Annotated in this window: 29 protein-coding genes; 20 read left to right on the forward strand and 9 right to left on the reverse strand. The window is 63.0% G+C overall.

What is annotated here, in order from left to right:
• Nucleotides 1-82 precede the first annotated feature (82 nt).
• The 5 genes from NKJ58_RS01825 to NKJ58_RS01845 all read left to right on the forward strand — a co-directional run bounded on the left by NKJ58_RS01825 (nucleotide 83) and on the right by NKJ58_RS01845 (nucleotide 3,486).
• Complete coding sequence (locus tag NKJ58_RS01825) at nucleotides 83-379, forward strand: 4a-hydroxytetrahydrobiopterin dehydratase (protein ID WP_023738023.1); 297 nt, start codon at nucleotides 83-85, stop codon at nucleotides 377-379.
• Nucleotides 380-498: 119 nt separating this feature from the next.
• Nucleotides 499-861, forward strand: coding sequence for a YkvA family protein (locus NKJ58_RS01830; protein ID WP_023671719.1), 363 nt, complete (start codon nucleotides 499-501; stop codon nucleotides 859-861).
• 314 nt (nucleotides 862-1,175) lie between these two features.
• Nucleotides 1,176-1,679, forward strand: coding sequence for an invasion associated locus B family protein (locus tag NKJ58_RS01835; protein ID WP_023671718.1), 504 nt, complete (start codon nucleotides 1,176-1,178; stop codon nucleotides 1,677-1,679).
• Between the two features lie 110 nt (nucleotides 1,680-1,789).
• On the forward strand, nucleotides 1,790-3,022 hold the full coding sequence (rlmN, locus tag NKJ58_RS01840) for a dual-specificity RNA methyltransferase RlmN (RefSeq protein WP_023671717.1): 1,233 nt from the start codon (nucleotides 1,790-1,792) through the stop codon (nucleotides 3,020-3,022).
• Nucleotides 3,019-3,486 (forward strand): hypothetical protein, encoded by a 468-nt coding sequence (locus NKJ58_RS01845; protein ID WP_352852742.1) that lies wholly within the window; start codon nucleotides 3,019-3,021, stop codon nucleotides 3,484-3,486. Before rlmN ends, NKJ58_RS01845 begins: the two co-directional genes overlap by 4 nt.
• Here NKJ58_RS01845 and NKJ58_RS01850 read toward each other — a convergent pair.
• Nucleotides 3,458-4,099, reverse strand: a complete 642-nt coding sequence (locus NKJ58_RS01850) for a LysE family translocator (protein WP_023715748.1) — start codon at nucleotides 4,097-4,099, stop codon at nucleotides 3,458-3,460. The genes NKJ58_RS01845 and NKJ58_RS01850 overlap by 29 nt on opposite strands.
• Before the next feature lie 187 nt (nucleotides 4,100-4,286).
• Here NKJ58_RS01850 and NKJ58_RS01855 point away from each other — a divergent pair, with 187 nt between their 5' ends.
• From NKJ58_RS01855 to NKJ58_RS01865, 3 genes are all read left to right on the forward strand, one after another.
• Nucleotides 4,287-5,519, forward strand: coding sequence for an argininosuccinate synthase (locus NKJ58_RS01855; RefSeq protein WP_023715747.1), 1,233 nt, complete (start codon nucleotides 4,287-4,289; stop codon nucleotides 5,517-5,519).
• A gap of 139 nt (nucleotides 5,520-5,658) precedes the next feature.
• Nucleotides 5,659-6,081 carry a hypothetical protein gene (locus tag NKJ58_RS01860; protein WP_245275380.1) on the forward strand — a complete coding sequence of 141 codons (423 nt, stop codon included), beginning with the start codon at nucleotides 5,659-5,661 and terminating at the stop codon, nucleotides 6,079-6,081.
• A gap of 215 nt (nucleotides 6,082-6,296) precedes the next feature.
• Nucleotides 6,297-6,575 carry a hypothetical protein gene (locus NKJ58_RS01865; protein ID WP_023671712.1) on the forward strand — a complete coding sequence of 93 codons (279 nt, stop codon included), beginning with the start codon at nucleotides 6,297-6,299 and terminating at the stop codon, nucleotides 6,573-6,575.
• Nucleotides 6,576-6,675: 100 nt separating this feature from the next.
• Here NKJ58_RS01865 and NKJ58_RS01870 read toward each other — a convergent pair whose 3' ends face one another.
• Nucleotides 6,676-7,473 (reverse strand): lytic murein transglycosylase, encoded by a 798-nt coding sequence (locus NKJ58_RS01870; protein ID WP_023671711.1) that lies wholly within the window; start codon nucleotides 7,471-7,473, stop codon nucleotides 6,676-6,678.
• A 293-nt stretch (nucleotides 7,474-7,766) separates the two neighbouring features.
• Between NKJ58_RS01870 and NKJ58_RS01875 the strand changes: the two genes are divergently transcribed.
• The 7 genes from NKJ58_RS01875 to NKJ58_RS01905 all read left to right on the forward strand — a co-directional run bounded on the left by NKJ58_RS01875 (nucleotide 7,767) and on the right by NKJ58_RS01905 (nucleotide 14,367).
• Nucleotides 7,767-8,864 carry a zinc-binding metallopeptidase family protein gene (locus NKJ58_RS01875; RefSeq protein WP_023715745.1) on the forward strand — a complete coding sequence of 366 codons (1,098 nt, stop codon included), beginning with the start codon at nucleotides 7,767-7,769 and terminating at the stop codon, nucleotides 8,862-8,864.
• 61 nt (nucleotides 8,865-8,925) lie between these two features.
• Complete coding sequence (locus tag NKJ58_RS01880) at nucleotides 8,926-9,525, forward strand: DUF1236 domain-containing protein (protein ID WP_023715744.1); 600 nt, start codon at nucleotides 8,926-8,928, stop codon at nucleotides 9,523-9,525.
• A gap of 147 nt (nucleotides 9,526-9,672) precedes the next feature.
• Nucleotides 9,673-10,623 (forward strand): CPBP family intramembrane glutamic endopeptidase, encoded by a 951-nt coding sequence (locus tag NKJ58_RS01885; protein ID WP_352813306.1) that lies wholly within the window; start codon nucleotides 9,673-9,675, stop codon nucleotides 10,621-10,623.
• A gap of 383 nt (nucleotides 10,624-11,006) precedes the next feature.
• Entirely contained in the window at nucleotides 11,007-12,593 is a 1,587-nt protein-coding gene (gene ffh, locus NKJ58_RS01890; RefSeq protein WP_023671707.1) for a signal recognition particle protein, read from the forward strand.
• A gap of 7 nt (nucleotides 12,594-12,600) precedes the next feature.
• Nucleotides 12,601-12,927 carry a chorismate mutase gene (locus NKJ58_RS01895; RefSeq protein ID WP_352759650.1) on the forward strand — a complete coding sequence of 109 codons (327 nt, stop codon included), beginning with the start codon at nucleotides 12,601-12,603 and terminating at the stop codon, nucleotides 12,925-12,927.
• A gap of 105 nt (nucleotides 12,928-13,032) precedes the next feature.
• Entirely contained in the window at nucleotides 13,033-13,434 is a 402-nt protein-coding gene (gene rpsP / locus NKJ58_RS01900) for a 30S ribosomal protein S16 (protein ID WP_023671705.1), read from the forward strand.
• An 87-nt stretch (nucleotides 13,435-13,521) separates the two neighbouring features.
• Nucleotides 13,522-14,367 (forward strand): acyl-CoA thioester hydrolase/BAAT C-terminal domain-containing protein, encoded by an 846-nt coding sequence (locus tag NKJ58_RS01905; RefSeq protein WP_352759653.1) that lies wholly within the window; start codon nucleotides 13,522-13,524, stop codon nucleotides 14,365-14,367.
• Nucleotides 14,368-14,454: 87 nt separating this feature from the next.
• Here the strand turns inward: NKJ58_RS01905 and NKJ58_RS01910 are convergent, their stop codons facing one another.
• The 3 genes from NKJ58_RS01910 to NKJ58_RS01920 all read right to left on the reverse strand — a co-directional run bounded on the left by NKJ58_RS01910 (nucleotide 14,455) and on the right by NKJ58_RS01920 (nucleotide 15,823).
• On the reverse strand, nucleotides 14,455-14,718 hold the full coding sequence (locus NKJ58_RS01910) for a YMGG-like glycine zipper-containing protein (protein ID WP_023687657.1): 264 nt from the start codon (nucleotides 14,716-14,718) through the stop codon (nucleotides 14,455-14,457).
• A 152-nt stretch (nucleotides 14,719-14,870) separates the two neighbouring features.
• Nucleotides 14,871-15,398 (reverse strand): SRPBCC family protein, encoded by a 528-nt coding sequence (locus NKJ58_RS01915; RefSeq protein ID WP_023752732.1) that lies wholly within the window; start codon nucleotides 15,396-15,398, stop codon nucleotides 14,871-14,873.
• 14 nt (nucleotides 15,399-15,412) lie between these two features.
• Complete coding sequence (locus tag NKJ58_RS01920; RefSeq protein ID WP_031197130.1) at nucleotides 15,413-15,823, reverse strand: DoxX family protein; 411 nt, start codon at nucleotides 15,821-15,823, stop codon at nucleotides 15,413-15,415.
• Between the two features lie 357 nt (nucleotides 15,824-16,180).
• On the opposite strand from NKJ58_RS01920, the gene NKJ58_RS01925 reads away from it, so the two are divergent.
• Nucleotides 16,181-16,582, forward strand: coding sequence for an ACT domain-containing protein (locus NKJ58_RS01925; protein WP_023826861.1), 402 nt, complete (start codon nucleotides 16,181-16,183; stop codon nucleotides 16,580-16,582).
• A 3-nt stretch (nucleotides 16,583-16,585) separates the two neighbouring features.
• Here the strand turns inward: NKJ58_RS01925 and NKJ58_RS01930 are convergent, their stop codons facing one another.
• From NKJ58_RS01930 to NKJ58_RS01940, 3 genes are all read right to left on the reverse strand, one after another.
• Entirely contained in the window at nucleotides 16,586-17,038 is a 453-nt protein-coding gene (locus tag NKJ58_RS01930; RefSeq protein WP_352519393.1) for a GNAT family N-acetyltransferase, read from the reverse strand.
• Nucleotides 17,039-17,264: 226 nt separating this feature from the next.
• Nucleotides 17,265-18,299 carry an aspartate-semialdehyde dehydrogenase gene (locus NKJ58_RS01935; protein WP_023671698.1) on the reverse strand — a complete coding sequence of 345 codons (1,035 nt, stop codon included), beginning with the start codon at nucleotides 18,297-18,299 and terminating at the stop codon, nucleotides 17,265-17,267.
• Between the two features lie 107 nt (nucleotides 18,300-18,406).
• The gene (locus NKJ58_RS01940; RefSeq protein ID WP_023671697.1) at nucleotides 18,407-18,532 is read right to left on the reverse strand and encodes a hypothetical protein; all 126 of its coding nucleotides are present in this window, start codon (nucleotides 18,530-18,532) and stop codon (nucleotides 18,407-18,409) included.
• 190 nt (nucleotides 18,533-18,722) lie between these two features.
• Here NKJ58_RS01940 and NKJ58_RS01945 point away from each other — a divergent pair, with 190 nt between their 5' ends.
• The 4 genes from NKJ58_RS01945 (at nucleotide 18,723) to NKJ58_RS01960 (ending at nucleotide 22,676) form a co-directional block, all read left to right on the forward strand.
• Nucleotides 18,723-20,561, forward strand: a complete 1,839-nt coding sequence (locus tag NKJ58_RS01945) for a DEAD/DEAH box helicase (RefSeq protein WP_352497740.1) — start codon at nucleotides 18,723-18,725, stop codon at nucleotides 20,559-20,561.
• Between the two features lie 325 nt (nucleotides 20,562-20,886).
• A complete protein-coding gene (locus NKJ58_RS01950) occupies nucleotides 20,887-21,609 on the forward strand; it encodes a DUF805 domain-containing protein (protein ID WP_023687653.1) in 723 nt (240 codons plus the stop codon).
• 193 nt (nucleotides 21,610-21,802) lie between these two features.
• The gene (locus tag NKJ58_RS01955; protein WP_352852743.1) at nucleotides 21,803-22,228 is read left to right on the forward strand and encodes an SRPBCC family protein; all 426 of its coding nucleotides are present in this window, start codon (nucleotides 21,803-21,805) and stop codon (nucleotides 22,226-22,228) included.
• Nucleotides 22,229-22,277: 49 nt separating this feature from the next.
• Nucleotides 22,278-22,676, forward strand: coding sequence for a MarR family winged helix-turn-helix transcriptional regulator (locus NKJ58_RS01960; protein WP_245259985.1), 399 nt, complete (start codon nucleotides 22,278-22,280; stop codon nucleotides 22,674-22,676).
• Between the two features lie 8 nt (nucleotides 22,677-22,684).
• On the opposite strand, the gene leuB is transcribed toward NKJ58_RS01960, so the two are convergent.
• Complete coding sequence (gene leuB / locus NKJ58_RS01965; RefSeq protein WP_352519395.1) at nucleotides 22,685-23,788, reverse strand: 3-isopropylmalate dehydrogenase; 1,104 nt, start codon at nucleotides 23,786-23,788, stop codon at nucleotides 22,685-22,687.
• Between the last annotated feature and the right edge of the window lie 71 nt (nucleotides 23,789-23,859).

Here is a 23,859-nt window from a genome sequence, read left to right on the forward strand (position 1 = left end):
TTGGAAGCCCAAAACGCAAAGGACTTTTGGGCGACTTGCATTATGGTGAGGGTCGATATCTGGGATAGCACGGGAAATCATCATGACGAGAGAGAAACTCAGCAAGGACGCCATCGCCGGCGCACTGGCCGAACTGGCCGGCTGGTCGCAGGCAGCCGATGGCGCCTCGATCAAGCGCAGCTTCGACTTCAAGAATTTTTCCGAAGCCTTCGCCTTCATGACCCGCGTCGCGCTGGCCGCCGAGAAGATGGACCATCATCCCGACTGGTCGAACGTCTACAAGACTGTCGACGTGACGCTCAACACCCATGATGCCGGTGGTGTCACTGCGCTCGACATCGCGCTGGCCAAGAAGATGAATGGGTATGCTGGCGGCTGAACGCTGGGGCGGCAACGCCAAATCGGCGCCATCCTCTTGCAGTGGACCGGGACTTTCACCACATTTTCCGTGGCGGCCGCGCGCAACGCGTAGCGCGACGGCCGGCAAGGAGAGGATTGATGGCGCAGCAGCCCGGTTTTGATTTCTTCGGCTTCGGCAGCAAGCTCGGCGACGAGAGTGAAGTGCGCGCCAAATTCTGGCGCACGGCCAAGAAGGCCGCCCGGCAGATTCCGTTCATGGAAGAGGTCGTCGCCGGCTATTATTGCGCGCTCGACAGGAAGACGCCTTTGCGTGCCAAGGGCATATTGCTGGCAGCGCTTGGCTATTTCGTGCTGCCGGTCGACGTCATACCCGATTTCGTCTTCGGCCTCGGCTTCACCGACGACATCGCCGTGCTGACCGCCGCGATCTCCACGGTAAGCGCCCATATCACCCCTGCGCACCGCAAGGCCGCCAAGGAGGCGATCGCCGACAAGAGCTGAATCGGCGTCGCGTTGGCAACTGGGTTCAGAAGAAATCCTCCGCTCAAACAGGGCGATAGCGGCTTGGCTTCGGGTTCCGCTGCGGCCGTTGGAAAAGTCAAACTCTTGCCGCTTTCGTGGCCTCCAAGTCGCCGCAGGGACATTGCGAAAGCCGTTTTTTCAAGAAGCGGCGCGGAAATGGCGGTGGTTTCCATGGGTGAATGTCCTTTTCCGAGGGAAATTCACCGTTTGGTAACCCAGATTAAATCAAAATGAAGCGACGGGCAGGACGCCAAGCCGGCCTGCCCCGCACCATTTGGAATACGGGAAAAGCGATGCGCGGATTGATTGCACTAGTCTCGAGCCTGGTCCTGGTGGCTTTTGCCGCGCCGGCGCTGGCGCAGCAGGCGACCAAGATCGGCCAGCACAATGCCTGGGGCACCTACAGCTACCAGGCGCAGGGCGGCAAGGTCTGCTATGTGCTCACCGTGCCGACCGACAAGCAGCCGCCGACGCTCGATCACGGCGACATGTTCTTCTTCGTCAGCCAGCGGCCGGGCCAGCAAGTGTCCTACGAGCCGCAATTCATCGCCGGCTACACATTCCAGGAAGGCTCCAAGGCCACCGTCACCATCGACAAGAAGACGTTCTCGATGTTCACCCGCGGCAAGTCGGCCTGGGTCGAGAACGCCGCCGAAGAGCCGGTGCTGATCGCCGCCATGAAGACCGGCACCGACATGAAGGTCTCGGCGAAGTCTGGCCGCGGCAATCCGACGACCTATGTGTTTTCGCTGAAAGGCATCTCGGCCGCGCTGACGTCGATCGCCAAGTGCAAGTAGGCTAGCGCGGTTCCCGCCGCATGACTCTCGCCGCAACCTGTGCTATGCGCCGCGCTTCTTTTCGGCACGATGGATGAAATCGGCCGCAATTTGCTTATATTGGCGCTGATATGACCCTTTCCTTCGATCTCACCACTGAGGGCGCACGCGACGCGTTGCGCGCTCGCGCCACGCCCGAGAAGCCGTCGCTGATCGGCCTGACCCGGGCCGAGCTCGGTGAAGCCCTTGTTAGTGCCGGCATCGTGCCCGAGCGCCAGGCGAAAATGCGCGCCCAGCAGCTCTGGCACTGGATGTATGTGCGCGGCGTCTCCGATTTTGCCGGCATGTTCAACATCTCCAAGGATCTGCGCGCCGAACTCGACAAGCATTTTACCGTCGCCCGGCCCGAAATCGTCGAGGAGCAGATTTCCTCCGACGGCACGCGCAAGTGGCTGTTCCGCTTTCCGCCGCGCGGTGCCGGCCGTCCCGTCGAGATCGAGACCGTCTACATCCCCGAAGAAGGCCGCGGCACGCTCTGCATCTCCTCGCAGGTCGGCTGCACGCTGACCTGTTCGTTCTGCCACACCGGCACGCAGAAGCTGGTGCGCAATTTGACGGCGGAAGAGATCCTGGCGCAATTGCTCACCGCCCGCGACCGGCTCGGCGATTTCCCCGACCGCGACACACCCGACGGCGCCATCGTCCCTGCCGAGGGCAGAAAAGTCTCCAACGTCGTCATGATGGGCATGGGCGAGCCGCTCTACAATTTCGAGGCGGTGAAGAAGGCGCTGCTGATTGCCTCCGACGGCGACGGACTGTCGCTGTCGAAGCGCCGCATTACGCTCTCGACCTCCGGCGTGGTGCCCGAGATCTTCCGCACCGGCGAGGAGATAGGGGTCATGCTGGCGATCTCGCTGCACGCCACCAATGACGATCTGCGCGACCTGCTTGTGCCGATCAACAAGAAGTATCCGCTGAAGGAACTGATCGAGGCCTGCCGCGCCTATCCCGGCCTGTCCAACGCCAAGCGCATCACCTTCGAATATGTGATGCTGAAGGACGTCAACGATTCCATCGAGGACGCCAAGGGGCTGATCAAGCTGCTCAAAGGCATTCCAGCCAAGATCAATCTGATCCCGTTCAACCCGTGGCCGGGCACCAACTATCAGTGCTCGGACTGGGAGACGATCGAGAAATTTGCCGACTACATCAACAATGCCGGCTATGCCTCGCCGATCCGCACGCCGCGCGGCCGCGACATCCTGGCCGCCTGCGGGCAGCTCAAATCCGAATCCGAACGCATGCGCAAGGTCGACCGCCTGGCGCTGGAAGCCATGATGATTGCGGGGCATGGCGAGGCGTGAGCCGCCTCTACGCCTATATCCTCCGTTTCGCTGTCATCCTGTTCGGCTATGTCGTCGCCTCATTGGCGGCGAGCGCCTTTCTCAACGTGCTGTTCCTGGCTTCCGTCGGTTATATGCCGGACGATGCGCACCCAGCGGTGGCCGCGGCGCTGTATTTTTCGATCCCGTTCGTGGCGCTGTTTGTCGCCTATTTCGCTTTCATACCGGCGGTGGTCGCAATCCTGATCTCCGAGGTCCTCAGCCGCCGCGACTGGCTGTTCTATGCACTCGCGGGCGGCTTGGTGGCCGCGGCCTTCCTCGGCTTCGTCCACCAGAACGTGGATTTCGACGTCACCGAACCGCGCGCCATCGCCGCGGTGATCGGCTGCGGCATGGTCGGCGGCATCTTCTACTGGCTAAGCGCCGGCCGCTGGGCCGGAAGCTGGTGGCAGGCCGCTACTTCGCCTGAGCGGTCAGGATCTTGAGCGCGAAGGCCGAAAACACACCGGCAAAGAGATAGTCTACCACCCGCGTCACCCGCGGGCTGGCCTTCATCGCCGCCGAAAACCTTTCCGCGGCAAACACCATCGGCGCCGTCACAGGGATCGACAGCACGATGAACATGAGGCCGAGGAAGAACAGTTTTCCCGGCGCGTTCGGATCGTGAGCGGAGACGAACTGCGGCAGAAACGTCATGAAGAACAGGATGATCTTCGGGTTGAGCAGGTTGACGCCGAGTCCGGCGGCCCAGCTGCGGAACAGCGAAATTTGCGGCCCGTTCTTCTTCTGCGGTGAAAACGCCGAGCCCTTGGTGATTGCCTGCCAGGCCAGGAACACCAGATAGGCGGCGCCGAACGTTTTCAGCACGAGGAAGGCCATTGGCGAGGCGACGATCAGCGCCGAGATGCCGACCGCCACCAAAGTTGTGTGGATCAGCGTTCCGAACAGAGCACCCGCCAGCGAGGCAAAGCCGGCGGCGCGGCCCTGGCTCAGTGTGCGCGAGACGAACAGCGTCATATCCGGCCCCGGCGTGATCGCCAGGATCATGGTGGCGATGGCGAACTGGATCAGCGTGGTGGTGTCGGGAATGAAGGACATCGGTGGGCCCTGGCGAATGATCGTCGGTCTATAACGCAGCCTCCCGGCTCACGCCAGCAACTGACTGGCGTGGCATCTGGTCCAGCGGCTGCGGCGGCCGGAGCCCGTTCATCCCTTGCGCTGGCCGGAAATGCCGTGATACCTCGCCCGCGAAACTCATCGCGGAACCGTCAAAATGTCCCCAGCAATGCCCAAGACAAAAGACGTCAAGAAGGTCGTGCTCGCCTATTCCGGCGGTCTCGACACCTCCATCATCCTGAAATGGCTGCAGACCGAGCTCGGCGCCGAAGTCGTCACCTTCACCGCCGATCTCGGCCAGGGTGGCGAGTTGGAGCCGGCGCGCAAGAAGGCCGAGATGATGGGCATCAAGGATATCCGCGTCGTCGATGTCCGCGAGGAATTCGTCGCCGACTTCGTCTTCCCGATGTTTCGCGCCAATGCCGTCTATGAAGGCACCTACCTGCTCGGCACCTCGATCGCCCGGCCGCTGATCTCCAAACACCTGGTCGAGATCGCCCAGGAGGTCGGCGCCGATGCCATTGCGCATGGCGCCACCGGCAAGGGCAACGACCAGGTGCGTTTCGAGCTGTCGGCCTATGCGCTGAATCCCGACATCAAGGTGATCGCGCCCTGGCGCGACTGGTCGTTCAAGTCGCGCACCGACCTGATCAACTTCGCCGAGCAGCACCAGATCCCGGTGGCCAAGGACAAGCGGGGGGAGGCGCCGTTCTCGGTCGACGCCAACCTTCTGCACTCCTCTTCCGAGGGCAAGGTGCTGGAAGACCCGTGGAGCGAGCCGCCGGAATTCGTCCATCAGCGCACCGTCTCGCCGATGGACGCGCCGGACGCGGTCACCGAGATCGAAATCGAATTCTTGAAGGGCGATCCGATTGCACTGAACGGCAAGAAGCTGTCGCCGGCCGCCATGCTGACGGCGCTTAACGATCTTGGCCGCGACAATGGCATCGGCCGGCTCGATCTGGTCGAGAACCGCTTCGTCGGCATGAAATCGCGCGGCGTCTACGAGACCCCCGGCGGCACCATCCTGATCGTCGCCCACCGCGCCATCGAATCGATCACGCTCGACCGCGGCGCCGGCCACCTCAAGGACGAGTTCATGCCGCGCTACGCCGAGCTGATCTACAACGGCTTCTGGTTCTCGCCCGAGCGGCTGATGCTCCAGGCGATGATCGACAAGAGCCAGGAAGACGTCGAAGGCACGGTGCGCCTGAAACTCTACAAGGGCAATGTCATGGTCACCGGCCGCAAATCCAAGAAGACGCTCTATTCCGACGCGCTGGTCACCTTCGAGGATGACCGCGGCGCCTACGACCAGAAGGACGCCGCCGGCTTCATCCGCCTCAATGCGCTGCGGCTGAGGACGCTGGCGGCAAGGAGCCGCAAGGGTGAACCAAACTAGTGTTCCAGGAAAACCCGGCGGTCACGCAGGGTTTTTATTTGATACCTCTAATATAAGAGGCCAAGCTGGCTGACATGGTTTCCGTTTGACCTTTTAAAAGCCTCATCTAAATTCCTTCGCGGGACGAGGGATTCTGATCGTGAAAAACGCCATTTTTCTCATGCTTGCGGCGGCCATCGTCTTTACCGGATGCCAGTCCTCGCAGGCGGCCGCGAAACGCGAGCAGGACGGGTGCATCTCCGCAGTCCATTTGTGGAGCATCACGTTCAAGCACGAAATCGCCTCTTTCATGGGCGTCTCGCAGGAGCGCATGCCGGCCCTGTTCTGCCAGCGTATCATCGAAGGCGTACGCAGCGGGCGGATCAGCTACTCCGATTTGAACAGAGTGCAGCTAGACCTGCCGACCGAGATATGGCTGGTCATCAAGGGCAAGTCAAAGGCGGCTGCCAGGGCCGCGCCGGTGCTGCGCAACTCCAAATTCCGGAGCTGCAAAGGTACTGAAGGCGCCTTCGAGGTTCCTATTTCCCAGAAGTGCCCGTTGAGCGGCTACGCACATTATTGAGAGCCCAGGCGCTCAGCCGGCATTTGCGCCAACGATCGAGCAATTCGAGAAAGAGCATGCCCGACTTCGTCCGTAACTGCGTAAAAACAAAGAAATAGAGCGGCGGCAAAGAACTCAGTGCTTTTCCTGCTTGATCTTTTCGGGCCCTTATCTAGCCTCCTCACAATCGATGGGGGCAGCTGACAATGAAGCCGTGGTTTGTGGCCCTGCCTGCAATGGTCGTCATGCTGGCCGGTTGCCAGACTGGGCAGGAGCAAGTGAGACAGGATCCCGAGGCGGCATTCGATCGCTGCGTCAGCAAGGTGGCCATATCGAATATATCGGCCAAACACGAGATCGCCGCTTTTATGGGCGTTTCCCTGGAGCGCATGCCGCCACTGCTGTGCCGCCGCCTTGTCGATGCCATGAAGACCGGCCGGCTGACCTTCTCCGACATAAACCGCCTCCAGTTCGACCAGTCCACGGACATCTGGAAGGTCATAAAAGGCGGGTAGCCGCTCGGCTGCTGAACGGTTTGACCGCCAAAAGCTCCAGTCCTTGCAGAAAAGCCCGGCGCATGGCCGGGCTTTCCGTTCTTCGATCTGGATATTTCTATCAGCCGCCGTCGATCGCGTCGGCGATCTGGGCGATGGCCTGCTGGTAGACGCTGGCGGAATTCCAGCCGGCGATGGCCCCCATATTCGCACTCGCGCTCGCACCCGCCCGCCAGCCATGAGCCTTGAGAAAGTTGGCCGTCGAAGCCAAGGCCGTCGCCTTGTCGCGCAGATTTCCGTTGCCGACGCCATACTTCAGGACATTGCCGGGCAGGAACTGCGTATGGCCGATCTCGCCATGCGCAGCGCCGACCGACGAGGCGCTCAGCGCGCCGCGATCGACCAGCTTCAGCGCCGCAATGGCATGCGGGTAAAAGAAGCCCGGGCGACGGCAATCATAGGCAAGCGTCAGAATGGCGGAGACCGTGTTCTGGTTGCCCAGGGAGGCTCCGAAGCCGGTTTCCATGCCCCAGATGGCCAGCAACACGCCCGGCGACACCCCGTAATTGCTCTCGATCCTGTCGAACATCGCTGCATTCGACTTCTTCAGCGCACGGCCCCTGGAAATGATCGCAGCTCCGCCACGACGCTTCATGAAGGCGTCCACCGAACCGCTGAACGCCTTGTGGATGGCGCGGTCGACGGAGATTGTCTTTGTCGCGTAGCTGGCACCGGCCAGAGCAGCCAGACCCTTCCCGCCGACACCTTCGGACCTGGCCTGCGCGGCAAAGTCCTGCTTCCACGCCTCGAAGCCCGCGCCGGTCTTGCCGCAGCTGGCCGCCGCCTGCGCGCCCGTCGCCAGCGCAAGTACCGCGACCACCGCGGCAGCAATAATCTTTCCCTTGGCAAGCAATGCCATGCTTTTTCTCCTGATTGCCTGAATCACGTCCCGGTTGCGAACTTGCCAGCGAAACGCGCCATTGTCACCGTACCCCCGGCGCTACCCTGGCCAATGCAGCGGAATTTGCTTACGATCAAGTGCTTATTGTGGCCGAAACGCCCGGTGCCGGGCAGGCGAATTCGCTGCTCGGGTAAAAAGAGGTGACGGGGGCATGGAACGGCGGCCCGTGGCGGGCGTTTGGGCGAGGCGCCGCTCCGCACCATATTCCTCCTCTGACGCCATACGCCAACGCCTGACGCATCGAGATCGACATGAAACTGTTCGACTGCCCGCATTGCGGCCACCGCCTCTACTTCGAGAATGCGCAGTGCCTGAATTGCGGGAGTCTCGTGCTTTACGATCCCGAGCATGCGCGCTTTGCCTTGTCTGACGTCGACGGCATCTTCCACTGCACCAATGCGGATGAATGCGCCTGCAACTGGATGGCCGAACCGGGCCATACCTACTGCCGCGCCTGCTTGCTGAACCAGCTGATCCCCGACCTCTCCGTCGACGGCAACCGCCGCCGCTGGATTCGCGTCGAGGCGGCCAAGAAGCGCGCCGTCTATTCGCTGCTCGCCTTCGGCCTTCCGGTCGCGCCCAAGCACAAGCACGGCGACGAAATCGGCCTCGCCTTCGACTTCATTGCCGATCCGATCGGCGGCGGTCCCGGCGGCGAACGCATCCTTACCGGCCACGACAACGGCCTGATCACGCTCAACGTCGCCGAGGCGGACTCGGCCGAGCGCGAGAGGCGGCGCGTCGAGATGGGCGAAAATTACCGCACGCTGCTTGGTCATTTCCGTCATGAGCTTGGCCACTACTACTGGGACCGGCTCATCCGCGACGTGCCGCAACGGCTCGATGCCTTCCGGGCGCTGTTCGGCGACGAACGCCCCGACTACGAGCAGGCGCTGAAGGCCTATTACGCCAATGGCGCTGCGCCCGACTGGCAGCAGAACCACATCTCCGCCTATGCGACGTCGCATCCATGGGAAGACTGGGCCGAGACCTGGGCGCACCATCTCCACATCACCGACACGCTGGAGATGGTGCACGCGCTGAATTTTCCACTCGGCCAGCTTGAGACAATGGAGACCAATGTGCTGCCGCAAGGCGACACCGGCGGCCGGTTGCAGGCGGCGCCCGCGGAACCCAACGCGGTGCCCGAGCCGTTCGGAAAGATTCTCGCCCGCTGGCTGGTACTCTCGGAAGCCTCCAACTCGATCAACCGCTGCATGGGCCTGCCCGACCTCTATCCCTTCGTCATTTCGGACGTGACGGCACAGAAACTCAGCTTCGTGCATGAGCTTTTGACCGGTTTGCCGAAAGAAACCGGAACAAATCGTGAGCTGGCGTCGGTATTTTAGCCGGAACGCATGCGCTCTGGTTTCGTTTGGTGTCGCGAGGGACCATGAAAGGGAGAGAAACATGAGACGCATATTGTTTCCGGCCGTCGCCGGGGCGCTTGTCGCGATGTCGGGTGCGGCACTCGCCGATACCGCCGTCTCGGCCGTCACCGACCTTAATGTGCGCGCCGGCCCCGGCCCGCAATATCCTGTGATCGGCGTGCTCGCCGCCGGCCAGTCGGCGACGCTCAATGGCTGCATCGAAAACAGCAAATGGTGCACCATTGCCGAAGCCGGAGGCCAGGGCTGGGTCTATTCCGACTATGTCACGGCCGATTTCGGCGGCAACCGGGTCGTTCTGACACGCCGCCCCGCCGACGCCGCCATCACCGTGGTTACACCGCCGCAGGATGATTATCCCGATACCTATACCGGTGCGATTCTGCCCGACGACGGCCCCGTCGACGCCATCGACAGGCCACCGGCGGAAGTCGGCACCTATGTCAGCACGCACCGGCTCGATCCTGTCTATCTCGAGGGCGAGGTGGTGACCGGTGCTACCTTGCCCGACACGGTCGAACTACGCGAAATCCCCGACTACCGCTACCGCTACGTCTATGTGAATGGCCAGCAGGCGCTGGTCGACCCGCAGACACGGCGCATCATGTACGTCGTGCGCTGATTTTGCCTGGAAAGAATGACAAGTGAACTCGTGCCGCCCTCCTGCCGAGGCTGAGGGCGGCAAAAGGGTCGCTGAACAGCAGCAATTGCGCGAGAGCCGACGATCCCCTAGATCATGCGACCCGATGCGTTCGGCAGAGGAACTCGCGTGATATCAGATTCAGCCGCCTTCGAGCGCTATAGCAACACGGCCACCGAAAAGACGAACCTGCCGCGGCTGATAATTGGAACGGCAGTCGTCGTCCTGTTCTGGGTGGCGATCACCCTGGTTGTGGTGCTTGGCGGCACCTATGTCGCGATCGTCTGGCATGTATTGCCGGACGATCCGCGCGGGCCGCTTCAGGGCTTTCTGGCCTCGCCCATCGGCATACTCACCGCACTCACCTCGTTTACCGGCATCTGGCTCGGCCTCTGGCTTGCCATGCGTTTCGTCCATGGCGAGCCGCTCTCGGCGCTTTTCGGCGCCAGTCGCCGCGTGTCCTTGTCGGGCTTCCTCAAGGGCCTGGTCGCGGTGCTGATCACATCGGCGCTTTCCGAAATCCTGCTCTACTGGCTACAGCCCGAAATCGCCCGCGGCACGATCAACCTGTCGACCTGGCTGCTGTTCCTGCTCCCGATCGTGGCGCTGACCCTGCTGCAGACCTCGTCCGAGGAGATGCTGTTTCGCGGCTATCTGCTGCGCGGCCTGGCCAGGCGCTTCGAGAGCCCTTACGTGTGGGCGCTATTGCCCGCTTTGCTGTTCACCTCCTTGCATTGGAGCCCGGGCTCGACCCCCGCCATCAACGCCTGCGTGCTGGCCTCGATCGCCGCCTTCGCCTTGCTGTTGACGCTGGTGGTTTATGTCACCGGCAATCTCGGCGCCGCCTTCGGCGCCCATCTCGGCAACAATCTCACCGGCTTCCTGCTGATCTCGCATCAGGAGAACTACAATTCCTTCGCCCTGTTCAACGCCAAGCCGCTGGAAGGTCCGGACTGGACGACGACGGATGCCGTCATCATCGCCGCCATCGGTATCGTCTGCACCTTGCTGACGATCCTGCTGCTTCTGCACCCGCGCTCGCCGCTGAAGGTTACGGCCGACCCTCGGGGTGCAGGGTGAACTAAACAGGGACCGATCCAGAGACCGGGAGGCCGCCCTTGTCTTGACTCTTCGGCCGATTTCCTGTCTACAGCCCCGAAATCCGCGACGAGTATCCCTCTGAGCAAGCCGACCAGGACGCCAAAACCTTTTGAGGTGGGTGCTGTAAACAGATCCTGGAGGCCAACACCCGGCAGCGCTGAGCGCCCCCGGGTGCTTTTTGGTTTTGAGCTTTGCTTGGATGAGCGGCGCGAACGCACTACCTCTCGGGCACCATCGGGGTGCCTGAGAAAAAGGAAACGGAATGTTTGAATCGCTGCAGGAGCGCACAAGAGGCGTGGAGGGCCATCGGCCCGACAGGGATCACCATGAATCCGAGGCGCTCTCGGGCGGCGGGTTGACCAATGTTTGAATCACTTCAGGAGCGCCTTGGCTCCATCCTGAACGGCCTGACCGGCCGCGGCGCGCTGTCGGAGGCTGATGTCTCGGCGGCGTTGCGCGAGGTGCGCCGTGCGCTGCTCGAAGCCGACGTTGCGCTGGAAGTGGTGCGTTCCTTCACCGACAAGGTGCGCGAGAAGGCCGTCGGCGCGGCTGTCGTAAAGTCGATCAAGCCCGGGCAGATGGTCGTCAAGATCGTCCATGACGAGCTGGTCGACATGCTCGGCGCCGAGGGCGTCGCCATCGACCTCAATGCGCCGGCGCCGGTCGTCATCATGATGGTCGGCCTGCAGGGCTCCGGCAAGACGACGACCTCGGCCAAGATCGCCAAGCGCCTGACCGAGCGCCAGAACAAGAAGGTTCTGATGGCCTCGCTCGACACGCGGCGGCCCGCGGCACAAGAGCAGCTGCGCCAGCTCGGCGAGCAGGTCAAAGTCGCGACGCTGCCTGTCATTGCGGGCCAGAACCCGGTCGACATCGCCAGGCGCGCCGTCCAGGCAGCCAAGCTCGGCGGTCACGACGTCGTCATCCTCGACACCGCCGGCCGCACCCATATCGACGAGCCGCTGATGGTGGAGATGGCCGACATCAAGAAGATGTCGAGCCCGCACGAAATCCTGCTGGTCGCGGATTCGCTGACCGGCCAGGACGCCGTCAACCTTGCCAAAAGCTTCGACGAGCGCGTCGGCATCACCGGCCTGGTGCTGACCCGCATGGACGGCGATGGCCGTGGCGGTGCCGCGCTTTCGATGCGAGCCGTCACCGGCAAGCCGATCAAGCTGATCGGCACCGGCGAAAAGATGGACGGGCTGGAGGAATTCCACCCCAAGCGTATTGCAGACCGCATCCTCGGCATGGGCGACATCGTCTCGCTGGTCGAAAAGGCCGCCGAAAACATCGACGCCGAGCAGGCGGCGGCGATGGCCAAAAAGATGCAGTCGGGCAAGTTCGACCTGAACGACCTTGCCGGCCAGCTTCAGCAGATGTCGAAAATGGGCGGCATGGGCGGCATCATGGGCATGATGCCCGGCATGGGCAAAATGAAGGACCAGATGGCGGCCGCCGGCCTCGACGACAAGATGTTCGGCCGCCAACTCGCCATCATCTCGTCGATGACCAAGGCCGAGCGCGCCAATCCGGACATGCTGAAACATTCGCGCAAGAAGCGCATCGCCGCCGGCTCAGGCACGGATGCGGCCGAGATCAACAAGCTCTTGAAAATGCATCGCGGCATGGCCGACATGATGAAGGCGATGGGCGGCAAGGGCAAAGGGGGCGGCCTGATGCGCGGCATGATGGGCGGCCTTGCCTCCAAGATGGGCCTCGGCGGCATGATGCCGGGTGGCCCCGGCGGCATGATGGGTGGCGGCATGCCCGACCTCTCCAAGATGGATCCCAAGCAGCTCGAAGCCTTGCAGAAGCAGATGCCCGGCCTTGGCGGCATGAAGGGCCCGCCCACCCCGAGCGGCGGTGGCCTGCCCGGTCTGCCCGGCGGCATGAAGCTTCCCGGCCTTGGCGGCGGTGGTCTGCCCGGCCTCGGAAAGAAGAAGTGAGGACGCTATGAACGAAGAAAAAGACATAGCCGACGCACGCACCATCCTGGCCGGCTATCGCGCCTCGATCGACAACATCGACGCCGCCCTCATTCATATGCTGGCCGAGCGCTTCCGCTGCACCAAGGCGGTCGGCGTGCTCAAGGCCGAGCATGGCCTGCCGCCCGCCGACCCGGCGCGCGAGCAGGAGCAGATCACCCGCCTTCGCCAGCTGGCGAAGGACGCTCATCTCGACCCCGATTTCGCGGAAAAATTCCTCAACTTCGTCGTCCGCGAAGTGATCCGCCATCACGAGCAGATCGCCGCGTCCAACGGCGCAAGCAAAACCGGCTAACAAAGTGCATGTCGCCCAAAAGTGCGCAGCGGTTTTGGGACAACGACCTGCACCAGACAAAGCCATTAACCCAACACTGAGATCAGAAATTTTAGGAGAAATGAAATGCCCTTGAAGATCAGACTGGCCCGTGCGGGCTCGAAGAAGCGCCCTTACTACCACGTCGTCATCGCCGACGCCCGTTCGCCGCGCGACGGCCGGTTCATCGAGTCGATCGGCTCGTGGAACCCGCTGCTGCCCAAGGACGGCGAGCGCGTCAAGGTCGACGCCGACCGCGTCAAGCATTGGCTGTCGCACGGCGCCCAGCCGACCGACCGCGTGCTGCGCTTCCTCGATGAGGCCGGCCTCCTCAAGCGCGAAGCCCGCTCCAACCCGAAGAAGGCCGAGCCCGGCAAGAAGGCGCAGGAACGCGCCTCTCTGCTGAAGAAGGCCCAGGAAGACGCTGCCGCCGCCGTTGCCGCCGCTGCTGCAGCCCCGGCCGAAGCGGAAGCCGCCACCGCAGAATAAGCATCGCGTCATCGCATCGACAAAACGGCGGGCCTGTGCCCGCCGTTTTGCTAATGTGCGGCGATGTCATATGCGTTCGAACGAAAGATGACTGAGCGGACCGTCACGGAAGAGACCCTTTTCGGCGGCGTAGCCGGAACGCTGTTGCGATGCGCCGGCGCCACGACAGGCGTCGTCGTGCTCAGCGGATCGAGCGGCCGCATCGACGTCACCCGCGCCCGGCTCTTTGCCAAGGAACGAGCATCCGCTCTCGCGCTGCAATGGTTTGGCGGCGAAGGTCAGGTGCCCGGCATTTGCGAGATCCCGCTCGAAACGTTTTTCGCGGCGACCGACTATCTTGTCCAGATGGGATGCCGGCGCATCGTCTATGTCGGGACCTCGAAAGGCGCCGAGGCCTCCCTGCTTGCGGCGGCTCACGATCCACGCATCGGCCTCGTGGTTGCGATCAGCCCGACATCGGTGGTCTGGGGCAATATCGGGCCGGGCCGCGACGGCGTCAGCTGGCCGGAACGATCGTCGTGGACGCTCGAGGGGATTCCTTTGCCGTTTGTCCCAAGCAATCCCGCTTGGAACGCTGAGTATGTCGATGGTCTGGTGTCCTACCGGCGGCTCTTCCTACGTGCCTTGCAAACCTTCAAGGACGCAGCGGCCAAGGCTGCCATTCCCGCCGAAGCTATTTCAGCCGACATTGTTCTGGTTGCGGGCGGCGACGACGCGCTATGGCCATCGCTGGATTTTGCCCAGTCGATCGTTCGGCGTCGCCAGGACACAGCAATGACCACCTGCCTCGTCTCAGTGCCCGACGCCGGCCACCGCATTCTGCTGCCGGGCGAAATCACGCCGCGCTCGAGGCTGCATGCCCATGGCGGCAATGACGACGCCGACACGCGCCTGGGCCGCCTGGCTTGGGAGCATATCCGGGGATTGCTGTAGCGCAGGCAGCCATGGTCCAGCTGCCTTAGGCAACAGCGAAACCGGCGATCTATAGCCGCCGGTTTCCGATGTTGGACCTGGCTGTGTTCAATAACCGTCGGGGCAGCTGGCGATGTAGGTGCGCCCGTTGCGGCCGCGGTAGCGACATTGACCGCTTTCGCTGGCACGGCCGATCAGCGCGCCGGCCACGGCGCCGACGGCGCCGCCGACGACGGCGCCCTGAACCGGATCATTTGCCACAGCTGCGCCAACCGCCGCGCCGCCGAGGCCGCCGACCGCGGCACCCTTTTCGGTTTGCGAGCACGCACCCAGTGCGGTCGCCAGTACCAGAATGATCATCGCTCTTTTCATTATCGTTCCTCTCTCACGCGGATCGCCGTCCTCGCCGCCACGGCTCTAACTCCCAGACGGCTGATTTGATCCCGATGACGTGAGAGATCGCGGTGCGCGCGCCTGTCACATTCGTAACGACCGCCGCCGAGCTTGTTGAAATGCAGGACGTTTTACCTTTCAGTGGCCTTCTTCAGATTGGCGAGGCCAGCCTCGAAATCCTTGCCGATCAGCGTATCGAAATTCATGAAGAGGCCCAAAAGCTTGGCAATGAAGGGCCGGCTGCCGCGCATTGCCCAGGTGACTGCGGTGGTGTCGCCCGAGGGCTTCAGGGTGAAGTCGACGCTGTTGTTGGCCCGGAACGGCTTCTCGAAGTCGAGCTTCAGCGACACCAGCGAGGATGGCACGGAATTGACGATCTCCATGCGTCCCTTGCCGGCCTTGGCATTGCCTTCCCAGGCGTAGGCGGCGCCCTTGCCGGCATCAGCGCCCGACAGCGTGCGCTTCATCTCGGGGTCGAGCTTTTCGTAGGGTGACCACTCCGGCCAGTGCTTGAAATTGTTGATCAGCGGAAAGATCGCTTCCGGCGCGGCCTTGATGCTGGCGGTGCGGGCGGTGACGAAATCATTCGACCTCGTCGCCGCATAGATGAGCACGGCGGCGATGATGACGACCAGGATGATGAGAATGGTGCTGAGCATGTTTTTCTCCTCGCTTAACGGCTGAACGGGATCAGGGTGCGCACGCTTGGGTCGCGCAGATAGAGACCGCCCCACAGGATGATGCCGAGATAGACGCTAAACAGCGTGTGCGAAAACAACGGGCTGCCGACGCGCATATTTGTGGCGATGGCGCCGCCGAGATAGCCGGTGAGCAGGATGGCGCCGAGCACCGAGGTGCGGGGCAGCGCATAGAGCGCGGTCGAGATCAGCCCGATAATGCCGAGCGTGCGCGCGACATTGACATCGGCCGGCCAGCCGAGCGGCACCATGGTCTGGGTGACGACATCGAGCGGCGGCAGCTTGATGACGCCGTCGAAGATCATGAACAGGATGATGAGGCCGCTGAGCACGCGGCCGGTCCACAGGGCGCCCGACGAGACGGGCATGGTTTGAGAAATACTCACGGGTGTTCCCTCCTAAGTGGTTCGAGCCGTTTGCTGGCTTCGGACCAAGGACGAGCGATGGGGCGGCGATCCTACAGGGTGCGGATTCTTTTTGGGTAGCAGCAAGCAAAAGCCGCTGCGTGGCGATCCTTCACACCCCGCTCTGGCCTGCCGGCCATCTCCCCCGCAAGGGGGGAGATTACACGCTCGACCGTTTCGGCAATGTTCCATGAATGAGCGGAGCATCTAAACCGCCGATCTCCCTCCTTGCGGGGGAGATGCCCGGCAGGGCAGAGGGGGGTGCTGTCCCTCGACCTTGACGGACTATCGACATCCACCAGTCACGGCTATTGATAAGGCTGGGCGAGAGACGAGCGAATGGCCGGAGAGACTGATCTGAAAAAGCTGCTGGCGGCGATGACGCCGGAACTGCTTCCCGGCGTCCATGTCTTCGCCACCCTGGTCCCCGGTGCACCGGTTCCCGAGACGCTCAATCCGGTGATGCTGTTTCGCGAGAAGGAGGGCACGACGCTGATCTTGCCCGAAGACCAGGCCGCCGGGCTGCAGTCCGCCTTCCGCTGCCGCATGATCACCCTGAACGTCCACTCCTCGCTGGAAACCGTCGGCTTCCTCGCCGCCATCACCGCCCGGCTGGCCGCCGCCGGCATGGGCGTCAATCCGGTCTCTGCTTTCTATCATGACCATCTGTTCGTGCCCGCTGAGCGGGCCGAGGAAGCGATGGAGTTATTGCGCCAACTGGCCAAGGATAGCGCCGGCTGAGTATCAAGCTCGACGCACGTAGAGGATATCCGGCAGGCCTTCTTCATTGGTGGTGCCGTCGCCGAACGCCTCGGGGCGAAAGTCATGGCGCTCGTAGAAGCGACGCGCGCCGGTGTTGGCCTGGAAACAATGCAGTTTAACGATCCGCAGTGCCGCCGTCGCTTGCACCAGCAACCGGCTGCCTATGCCTTGCCCCGTCCAGGCGGGCTCGAGATTGAGCTGTTCCACCCAATCGCCGCTGAGGGCAATGAAGCCGACAATGCCGGTGCCGGTCTCGGCGACCGTCACCTGCTGCCGGGACAGCACGATCTCGCGGATGAAGGCAATATCCTCATCCGGCGTGTGGATGACCGGCATCCAGGAGAACGAGCCAAGTGCGGCCCGCATGACAATGGCGATGGTCGCGGCATCCAAAGCCGTGGCGGGGCGGAGCACGATTTTGGTGGGATCGTTCAAAGGCGTTTCTCAACAGAGGTCAGCGCTGCCCCTCATCCCCCTGCCGGGACCTTCTCCCCGTGAACGGGGAGAAGGAAGGCTTCGGCCGAAGGCCGAGCCCGCGACTGCGGGCCGCCGGCTTTCCGGCGCCCCGCGGAGGGCCAGCCGCGGCAGCGGCGATACGGCCCGTGAGCGATAAACGGAATCGGCCGAAGGCCGAACCCCGTGAGCGAAAACAAACCAGCCGTCAGGCCGCCTTCTTCTTCGGCTGGATCAGGCCGCGCTCGACCAGAAGCTCGGCGATCTGCACCGCGTTCAGCGCCGCGCCCTTGCGCAGATTGTCGGAGACAATCCACATCGACAGGCCGTTGTCGATCGTCGAATCCTCGCGGATGCGCGAGATGAAGGTGGCGTCCTCGCCGGCCGATTCCAGCGGCGTGATGTAGCCGCCATCCTCGCGCTTGTCCAAGACCTGGCAGCCCGGCGCTTCGCGCAGGATATCGCGCGCCTCGTCGGCGGTGATCGGCTTTTCGAACTCGATGTTGACGGCTTCGGAATGGCCGATGAACACCGGCACGCGCACACAGGTCGCCGTCAGCTTGATCTTGGGGTCGAGCATCTTCTTGGTCTCGGCGACCATCTTCCACTCTTCCTTGGTCGAGCCGTCGTCGAGGAAGACGTCGATATGCGGAATGACGTTGAAGGCGATGCGCTTCGTGAACTTCTTGACCTCGACGCCATCGGCGACGAACACCGCGCGGGTCTGTGTAAAGAGTTCGTCCATGCCTTCCTTGCCGGCGCCGGATACCGATTGATAGGTGGCGACTACGACGCGCTTGATGGTGGCGACATCGTGCAGCGGCTTCAGCGCCACGACCAGCTGCGCCGTCGAGCAGTTCGGATTGGCGATGATGTTCTTGCGGGTGAACAGCGAGATCGCATCCGGGTTCACTTCCGGCACGATCAGCGGCACGTCCTGGTCATAGCGGAAAGCCGACGAGTTATCGATGACGACGCAGCCCTGCTTGCCGATCTTCGGCGACCACTCCTTCGAGACGTTGCCGCCGGCCGACATGATGCAGATGTCGGTGTCGGAAAAATCATACTGGTCGAGCGTCTTGACCTTCAGCGAACGGTCGCCGAACGACACTTCGGTGCCCTGGCTGCGCCGCGAGGCCAGCGCCACGACTTCGCTTACCGGAAAGCCGCGCTCTTCCAGTATGTTGAGCATTTCGCGACCCACATTGCCCGTGGCGCCGACTACCGCAACCTTGAAACTCATCAGAAATCTCCTGTCCCTCTCCGCTTGGTTTTTGGAGAAAACCCGCCGGCCAATGCGGGTTCCGTCCCCCGGGCCGGACCCGGGAGAGGGTGGTTAGGCCAAGGGAATCACACCGTGGTGGTGGTTTTTTTGGCCATGGTTTTGCTGGAACGGTAAGACGCGCCGACGCGCCCGGCCCCATGATTGTGGCCGGGGAAGTCGAAGGCAAGAAGAGCCATCAGGAGGCCGCGCATCGAAAATGATCCCGTTCGATGCCGGCTTTTACGCGGTTTGCGTCAGGAGTCAATTGCGGCCAGGCACACGCCTGCCCTGTACAATAGCGGCCGCAAGAAGTACGAACGCCCAAATAGTGTTTGGCTGGCGTGCGTCAGCCCCGGCATGTGCTCCATGATGAGCCCAGACCCTGAATTCCGAAAGAGTGAGATGTCCAATTTCGAAGCTATTGTTCCTGCGCTGGCAGAAGCGCTGGAAAAACGCGGCTATACCGAGCTGACGCCAGTGCAGAAGGCCGTGCTGGAGCTCGGCGAGTCCGACGCTCTGGTGTCGGCGCAGACCGGCTCAGGCAAGACCGTCGCCTTCGGCCTCGCTTTGGCGCCGACCCTTCTTGGAAGCGCCGAACGTTTTGACCAGGCTGGCGCACCGCTGGCGCTGGCCGTGGCGCCGACGCGCGAGCTCGCTCTGCAGGTGATGCGCGAATTGCAATGGCTCTACGCGCCGACCGGCGCCACCGTCGCGTCCTGCGTCGGCGGCATGGACATGCGCTCCGAACGGCGCGTGCTGGAGCGCGGCGCCCACATCGTCGTCGGCACGCCCGGCCGCCTGCGCGACCACATCACCCGCAACTCCCTCGACATGTCGGCGCTGAAAGCCGTGGTGCTGGACGAGGCCGACGAGATGCTCGACCTGGGCTTTCGCGAGGACCTCGAATTCATCCTCGATGCCGCACCGGCTCAGCGCCGCACGCTGATGTTTTCGGCCACCGTGCCGCGCTCGATCGCCACGCTGGCGCAAGGCTATCAGCGCGACGCCGTACGCATCTCGGCCGGCGGCGAGGAAAAGCAGCATCTCGATATCGAATACCGGGCGCTGAATGTCGCCTATCCCGACCGCGAGAACGCCATCATCAACGTGCTGCGGTTTTACGAGGCGAAGAACGCGCTGGTGTTCTGCAACACCCGCGCCGCCGTCAACCATCTGACGGCACGCTTCAACAACCGCAATTTTTCCGTCGTCGCACTGTCGGGCGAGCTCAGCCAGAACGAACGCACCCACGCGCTGCAGGCGATGCGCGACGGCCGCGCCAAGGTCTGCATTGCCACGGACGTCGCAGCGCGCGGCATCGACCTGCCCAATCTCGAACTGGTCATCCACGCCGATCTGCCGACCAATCCCGAAACGCTGCTGCACCGCAGCGGCCGAACCGGCCGAGCCGGACGCAAGGGCGTCAGCGCGCTGATCGTGCCCAACGGCGCCCGCAAGCGCACCGAACGGCTGCTGCAGAATGCAGGGCTGAAGGCGACATGGGCGAGCCCGCCCTCCGCCGACGACGTCATCAAGCGCGACGACGAGCGCATCCTTGCCGATCCAGCCTTCGAAGAGCCGATTGCCGAGGACGAGCGCGGCTTCATCGACGCGCTTCTGGCCAAGCATGGCGCCGAACAGGTGGCCGCCGCCTTCGTGCGCCAATGCCGCGCCAGCCGCTCGGCGCCCGAGGAGCTTACGGATGTCGCACCGTTCACGCCTTCGCGTGACAAACCGGCGGGCGAAAAATTCGAGCGCGATGAAGCGCCAAGCCGGCGCGACGACTTCGGCGACAGTGTCTGGTTCTCGCTGTCGATCGGGCGCAAGCAAAATGCCGAGCCGCGCTGGCTGATCCCGATGCTGTGCCGCACCGGCAACATCTCCAAGCGCGAGATCGGCTCCATCAAGATGCAGCAGGATGAGACCTACGTGCAGATCGCGGCCGACTGGGCCGATCGCTTCCTCGCCGCCATCGGCCCCGACAAGAAGCTGCAGGGCAACATCGTGGTGAAGCGCCTGGACGGCACGCCCGACCTGTCGCGGGCCGGCTACCAGGCGCCGAAGCCGGACAAGAAACCGCATCGCGGCAAGCGACCGTTCGAGGCGCCGCAAAGCGCACACAAGCCGAAATTCGAGAAGCGGGAACGGCCCGCCGGCGATGCAAAGCCTTGGGCCGGGAAACCGAAATTCGACAAGGCTGGACCGCCGAAGAACAAGAAACCGAAGAAGCGGCCGGTTTGAGGCTCTTATCGGCCAATTACAGATGCAGGCGCTGCCCCTCATTGCCCTGCCTGGCGTTTCTCCCCGTATAGTGACGGGGAGAAACGGCTGACCGCAGCCTTGGCGCTCTTCTTGCAACGTTGGCGATTGGCGGAATCGTCAATAACAGCGACCCCTCTCCCCGCCATTATACGGGGAGAGGATGCCGGCAGGCAGGTGAGGGGCAGCGCCAACGGACGGGAAAATGAAGCAACTCATGCCTGAACCGTTTACCCTCCATTTCGTCCAACCCCTTGCAGTCCGCCGCAACTTTGAACAGTCTGTGCCTACACGGGGGCGAGGCTAAATGCGCGGCGAAGTTCTTCACTATGACGAGGCCCAGGGTTTCGGCTTCATCACCGGGGCGGACGGCAACCGCTACACCTTCGCGCGCGAGGATCTGCGCCGTGATACCGTGATCGCGAACGGCGCAGTGGTCGAGTTTCTGCCGGCAAGCGGTCAGGCGCGCGACGTTTTTTCAATCCGCGCCCAGCCCGCCAGTCCCGCCACCGCTGCGCCAGCGGCAAGCGCCGCGCCGCCCAAGGCGGCTGCCGCTTCAGCCGCGCCACAGCATTTCGGCCGCCTGGCGGAAGACGGCGCGGTTCGCGATAGCGGACTGCCGGGTTATTTCTGGCGAGGCGTGACGCGCAACTACATCAACTTCGCCGAACGCGCCCGCCGCAAGGAATTCTGGGGCTACTGCCTGTTCTGGACCGTCAGCTTCATCCTGGTCGGAATTGCCGGCGGCCTCGCCGACCAGGCCGTCGGCAATTTCGATGCCGGCAACTGGCCGATTGTGATGATCGGCGTCTGGGGGCTGTTTTGGCTAGCGACGTTCCTGCCCTGGGTCGGGCTCGTCGTGCGCCGCTTGCACGACATCGGCCTGACCGGCTGGCTGGCAATACCTTACTTCGCAATCACCTTCATGTTCGCTCCGGCTACGCTGATCCTCGCGCTGATACTCGGATTGATCCCGACCCAGGCCCACGAAAACCAGTGGGGGCCGGTGCCTGGAGGAGGCGGAGCCTAGACCGCACCAGAAATGAACTGCCGGCTGTTTGCGGACAGCCGCGATTTAACAATGGCTTAGGTCGCAGCCAGGAAGGCAGCTGCTGTTTTGACCGGACGAACAAGATATTTCTCTTGCCGTTTAGTCTGCGCACAGATAATCTGTGCACTCATCAAATCGACGATCGAAAACGGATGATGGAGCCAAGACAAATGTGGACCAACGAGTACACCGCAATTTCCCCCCTTTCGGCGCACGCCATCTGGAAGCGCTCAAGGCGCTGCACGAAGGCCGCCTCACCTACGAAGGGTCCGATACGTTCGTGCTGCACGGCCCGTTCGCCAAGGGCACCCGCGTCTCTGTAACGCCCGTCGGGCAGGACACCTTCGAATCGACGATCGTCGATCTTGTCGACACTGTGACGTATGCCGACGAGACCTCGTTCGGCGACACGAAACTGCTGTTCAGGCATACGCTGACGCCGGTCGAGGGTGGCACTCAAGTGACTCATCGCCTCGAGATTTCCGGCCCATCGGCCGCCGAGGTCGGACCAGAGCTCGGGCCGCAGATCAGCGGCGATTTCGACACTTCGATGGCCAAACTGTTCGAGCAGGCAAGGGTGTTGGCGAACGGTGGCTGATCGGGGGGATCTGAACACGCGCTTCAGCGGACCATCCGAGAGCCCCGGCTTGCTGCTCTGGCGAACCACCATGCGCTGGCAGCGCGTCATGACGGCGGCGCTGGCCCCGCTTGACCTTACCCATGTCCAGTTCGTGCTGCTGGCTTCGGCGATGTGGCTCGGCCGCTATGGCGAGCCGCCCAACCAGGTGCAGCTCGCCGCCCAGGCCGGCACCGAGGTGAAGATGACATCGGACGTCGTCGCCCGGCTCGAGGCAAAGGGACTGATTGTGCGGGACACCAACCCGCGGGATTCCCGCGCCAAGGTGATCCGCGTCTCCACGACGGGGACGGCCGCAGTCCAGCGCGCTATCGTCGCCGTCGAAGCCGCCGACGCTGCTTTTTTCTCAGCCGTGGATGAGGCGCAACTCGTCGGCCTGCTGAAACGGCTGGCCGGCGAGATCCGCTGAGTCGGCCGCTAAGCCAGGAACTTGGCGATGATGGCATCGCCCATTGCGACAGTGCCGACTTCGGTCATGCCCTCGGACAAAATATCCTTCGTCCGCAGCCCGTCGTCGAGCACGGCGGCTATTGCGCCTTCGAGCTTGTCGGCCTCATCGACCATGCCGAAGGAATATCGCAGGCACATGGCAAACGACGCGATCATGGCGATCGGGTTGGCGATGCCCTGGCCGGCAATGTCGGGCGCCGAGCCATGCACCGGCTCGTACAGCGCCTTGCGCTTCTTGGTCTTCACATCGGGCGCGCCGAGCGAGGCCGACGGCAGCATGCCGATCGATCCGGTCAGCATGGCGGCGATGTCGGACAGCATGTCGCCGAACAGATTGTCGGTGACGATGACGTCGAACTGCTTTGGCCAGCGCACCAGCTGCATGCCGCCGGCATCGGCCAGCATGTGGTCGAGCTTGACGTCGGCATAGCGAGTCTTCTGGGCCTGGGTGACGACCTCGTTCCACAGCACGCCGGATTTCATGACGTTGCGCTTCTCCATGGATGTCACATGGTTCTTGCGGGTGCGCGCCAGCTCGAAGGCGACGCCCGAAATGCGCTCGATCTCGAACGTATCGTAGACCTGCGTGTCGATGCCGCGCTTCTGGCCGTTTCCGAGATCGATGATCTGCTTGGGCTCGCCGAAATAGACGCCGCCGGTAAGCTCGCGCACGATCAATATGTCGAGGCCTTCGACCACCTCCTGCTTCAGCGAAGAGGACGCGGCCAGCGCCGGATAGCAGATGGCGGGCCGGAGATTGGCGAACAGCTCCATATCCTTGCGCAGCCGTAGCAACCCGGCCTCGGGACGCACCTCGTAAGGCACCTTGTCCCATTTCGGCCCGCCAACGGCGCCGAACAGAACCGCATCCGCAGCCATCGCCTTTGCCATGTCGGCGTCGGAAATCGCCGCGCCATGTGCGTCGTAAGCACAGCCGCCGACCAAGCCTTCATCAGTGGCAAAACCGCTGCCGAGCTTTGCGTTCATGGCCGCGATCAGCTTCTTCACCTCGGCCATCGCCTCGGGGCCGATGCCGTCGCCGGCGAGCAGGAGAAGATTTTTCGAAGCCATGGAGAACCGTCCGATGCTGTTTGGAGAAACCGCGGCCTTGCTAAACGCCAAGAGCTTGCGGCGCAAGGGGA

The sequence above is a fragment of the Mesorhizobium sp. M0139 genome (assembly GCF_040322455.1).
GTDB lineage: Bacteria > Pseudomonadota > Alphaproteobacteria > Rhizobiales > Rhizobiaceae > Mesorhizobium.

What these genes read in the sequence shown, in the direction of transcription:
- NKJ58_RS01870 (WP_023671711.1), bottom strand. Translation starts at nt 7,473, where the DNA reads ATGGCATTGCTTGCCAAGGGAAAGATTATTGCTGCCGCGGTGGTCGCG.
- NKJ58_RS01950 (WP_023687653.1), top strand. Translation starts at nt 20,887, where the DNA reads ATGCGCGGCGAAGTTCTTCACTATGACGAGGCCCAGGGTTTCGGCTTC.
- NKJ58_RS01850 (WP_023715748.1), bottom strand. Translation starts at nt 4,099, where the DNA reads ATGTCCTTCATTCCCGACACCACCACGCTGATCCAGTTCGCCATCGCC.
- NKJ58_RS01925 (WP_023826861.1), top strand. Translation starts at nt 16,181, where the DNA reads ATGGCCGGAGAGACTGATCTGAAAAAGCTGCTGGCGGCGATGACGCCG.
- NKJ58_RS01915 (WP_023752732.1), bottom strand. Translation starts at nt 15,398, where the DNA reads ATGCTCAGCACCATTCTCATCATCCTGGTCGTCATCATCGCCGCCGTG.
- NKJ58_RS01880 (WP_023715744.1), top strand. Translation starts at nt 8,926, where the DNA reads ATGAGACGCATATTGTTTCCGGCCGTCGCCGGGGCGCTTGTCGCGATG.
- leuB (WP_352519395.1), bottom strand. Translation starts at nt 23,788, where the DNA reads ATGGCTTCGAAAAATCTTCTCCTGCTCGCCGGCGACGGCATCGGCCCC.
- NKJ58_RS01875 (WP_023715745.1), top strand. Translation starts at nt 7,767, where the DNA reads ATGAAACTGTTCGACTGCCCGCATTGCGGCCACCGCCTCTACTTCGAG.
- rpsP (WP_023671705.1), top strand. Translation starts at nt 13,033, where the DNA reads ATGCCCTTGAAGATCAGACTGGCCCGTGCGGGCTCGAAGAAGCGCCCT.
- ffh (WP_023671707.1), top strand. Translation starts at nt 11,007, where the DNA reads ATGTTTGAATCACTTCAGGAGCGCCTTGGCTCCATCCTGAACGGCCTG.
- NKJ58_RS01835 (WP_023671718.1), top strand. Translation starts at nt 1,176, where the DNA reads ATGCGCGGATTGATTGCACTAGTCTCGAGCCTGGTCCTGGTGGCTTTT.
- NKJ58_RS01940 (WP_023671697.1), bottom strand. Translation starts at nt 18,532, where the DNA reads ATGCGCGGCCTCCTGATGGCTCTTCTTGCCTTCGACTTCCCCGGCCAC.
- NKJ58_RS01945 (WP_352497740.1), top strand. Translation starts at nt 18,723, where the DNA reads ATGTCCAATTTCGAAGCTATTGTTCCTGCGCTGGCAGAAGCGCTGGAA.
- NKJ58_RS01865 (WP_023671712.1), top strand. Translation starts at nt 6,297, where the DNA reads ATGGTCGTCATGCTGGCCGGTTGCCAGACTGGGCAGGAGCAAGTGAGA.
- rlmN (WP_023671717.1), top strand. Translation starts at nt 1,790, where the DNA reads ATGACCCTTTCCTTCGATCTCACCACTGAGGGCGCACGCGACGCGTTG.
- NKJ58_RS01855 (WP_023715747.1), top strand. Translation starts at nt 4,287, where the DNA reads ATGCCCAAGACAAAAGACGTCAAGAAGGTCGTGCTCGCCTATTCCGGC.
- NKJ58_RS01895 (WP_352759650.1), top strand. Translation starts at nt 12,601, where the DNA reads ATGAACGAAGAAAAAGACATAGCCGACGCACGCACCATCCTGGCCGGC.
- NKJ58_RS01905 (WP_352759653.1), top strand. Translation starts at nt 13,522, where the DNA reads ATGACTGAGCGGACCGTCACGGAAGAGACCCTTTTCGGCGGCGTAGCC.
- NKJ58_RS01910 (WP_023687657.1), bottom strand. Translation starts at nt 14,718, where the DNA reads ATGAAAAGAGCGATGATCATTCTGGTACTGGCGACCGCACTGGGTGCG.
- NKJ58_RS01830 (WP_023671719.1), top strand. Translation starts at nt 499, where the DNA reads ATGGCGCAGCAGCCCGGTTTTGATTTCTTCGGCTTCGGCAGCAAGCTC.
- NKJ58_RS01825 (WP_023738023.1), top strand. Translation starts at nt 83, where the DNA reads ATGACGAGAGAGAAACTCAGCAAGGACGCCATCGCCGGCGCACTGGCC.
- NKJ58_RS01935 (WP_023671698.1), bottom strand. Translation starts at nt 18,299, where the DNA reads ATGAGTTTCAAGGTTGCGGTAGTCGGCGCCACGGGCAATGTGGGTCGC.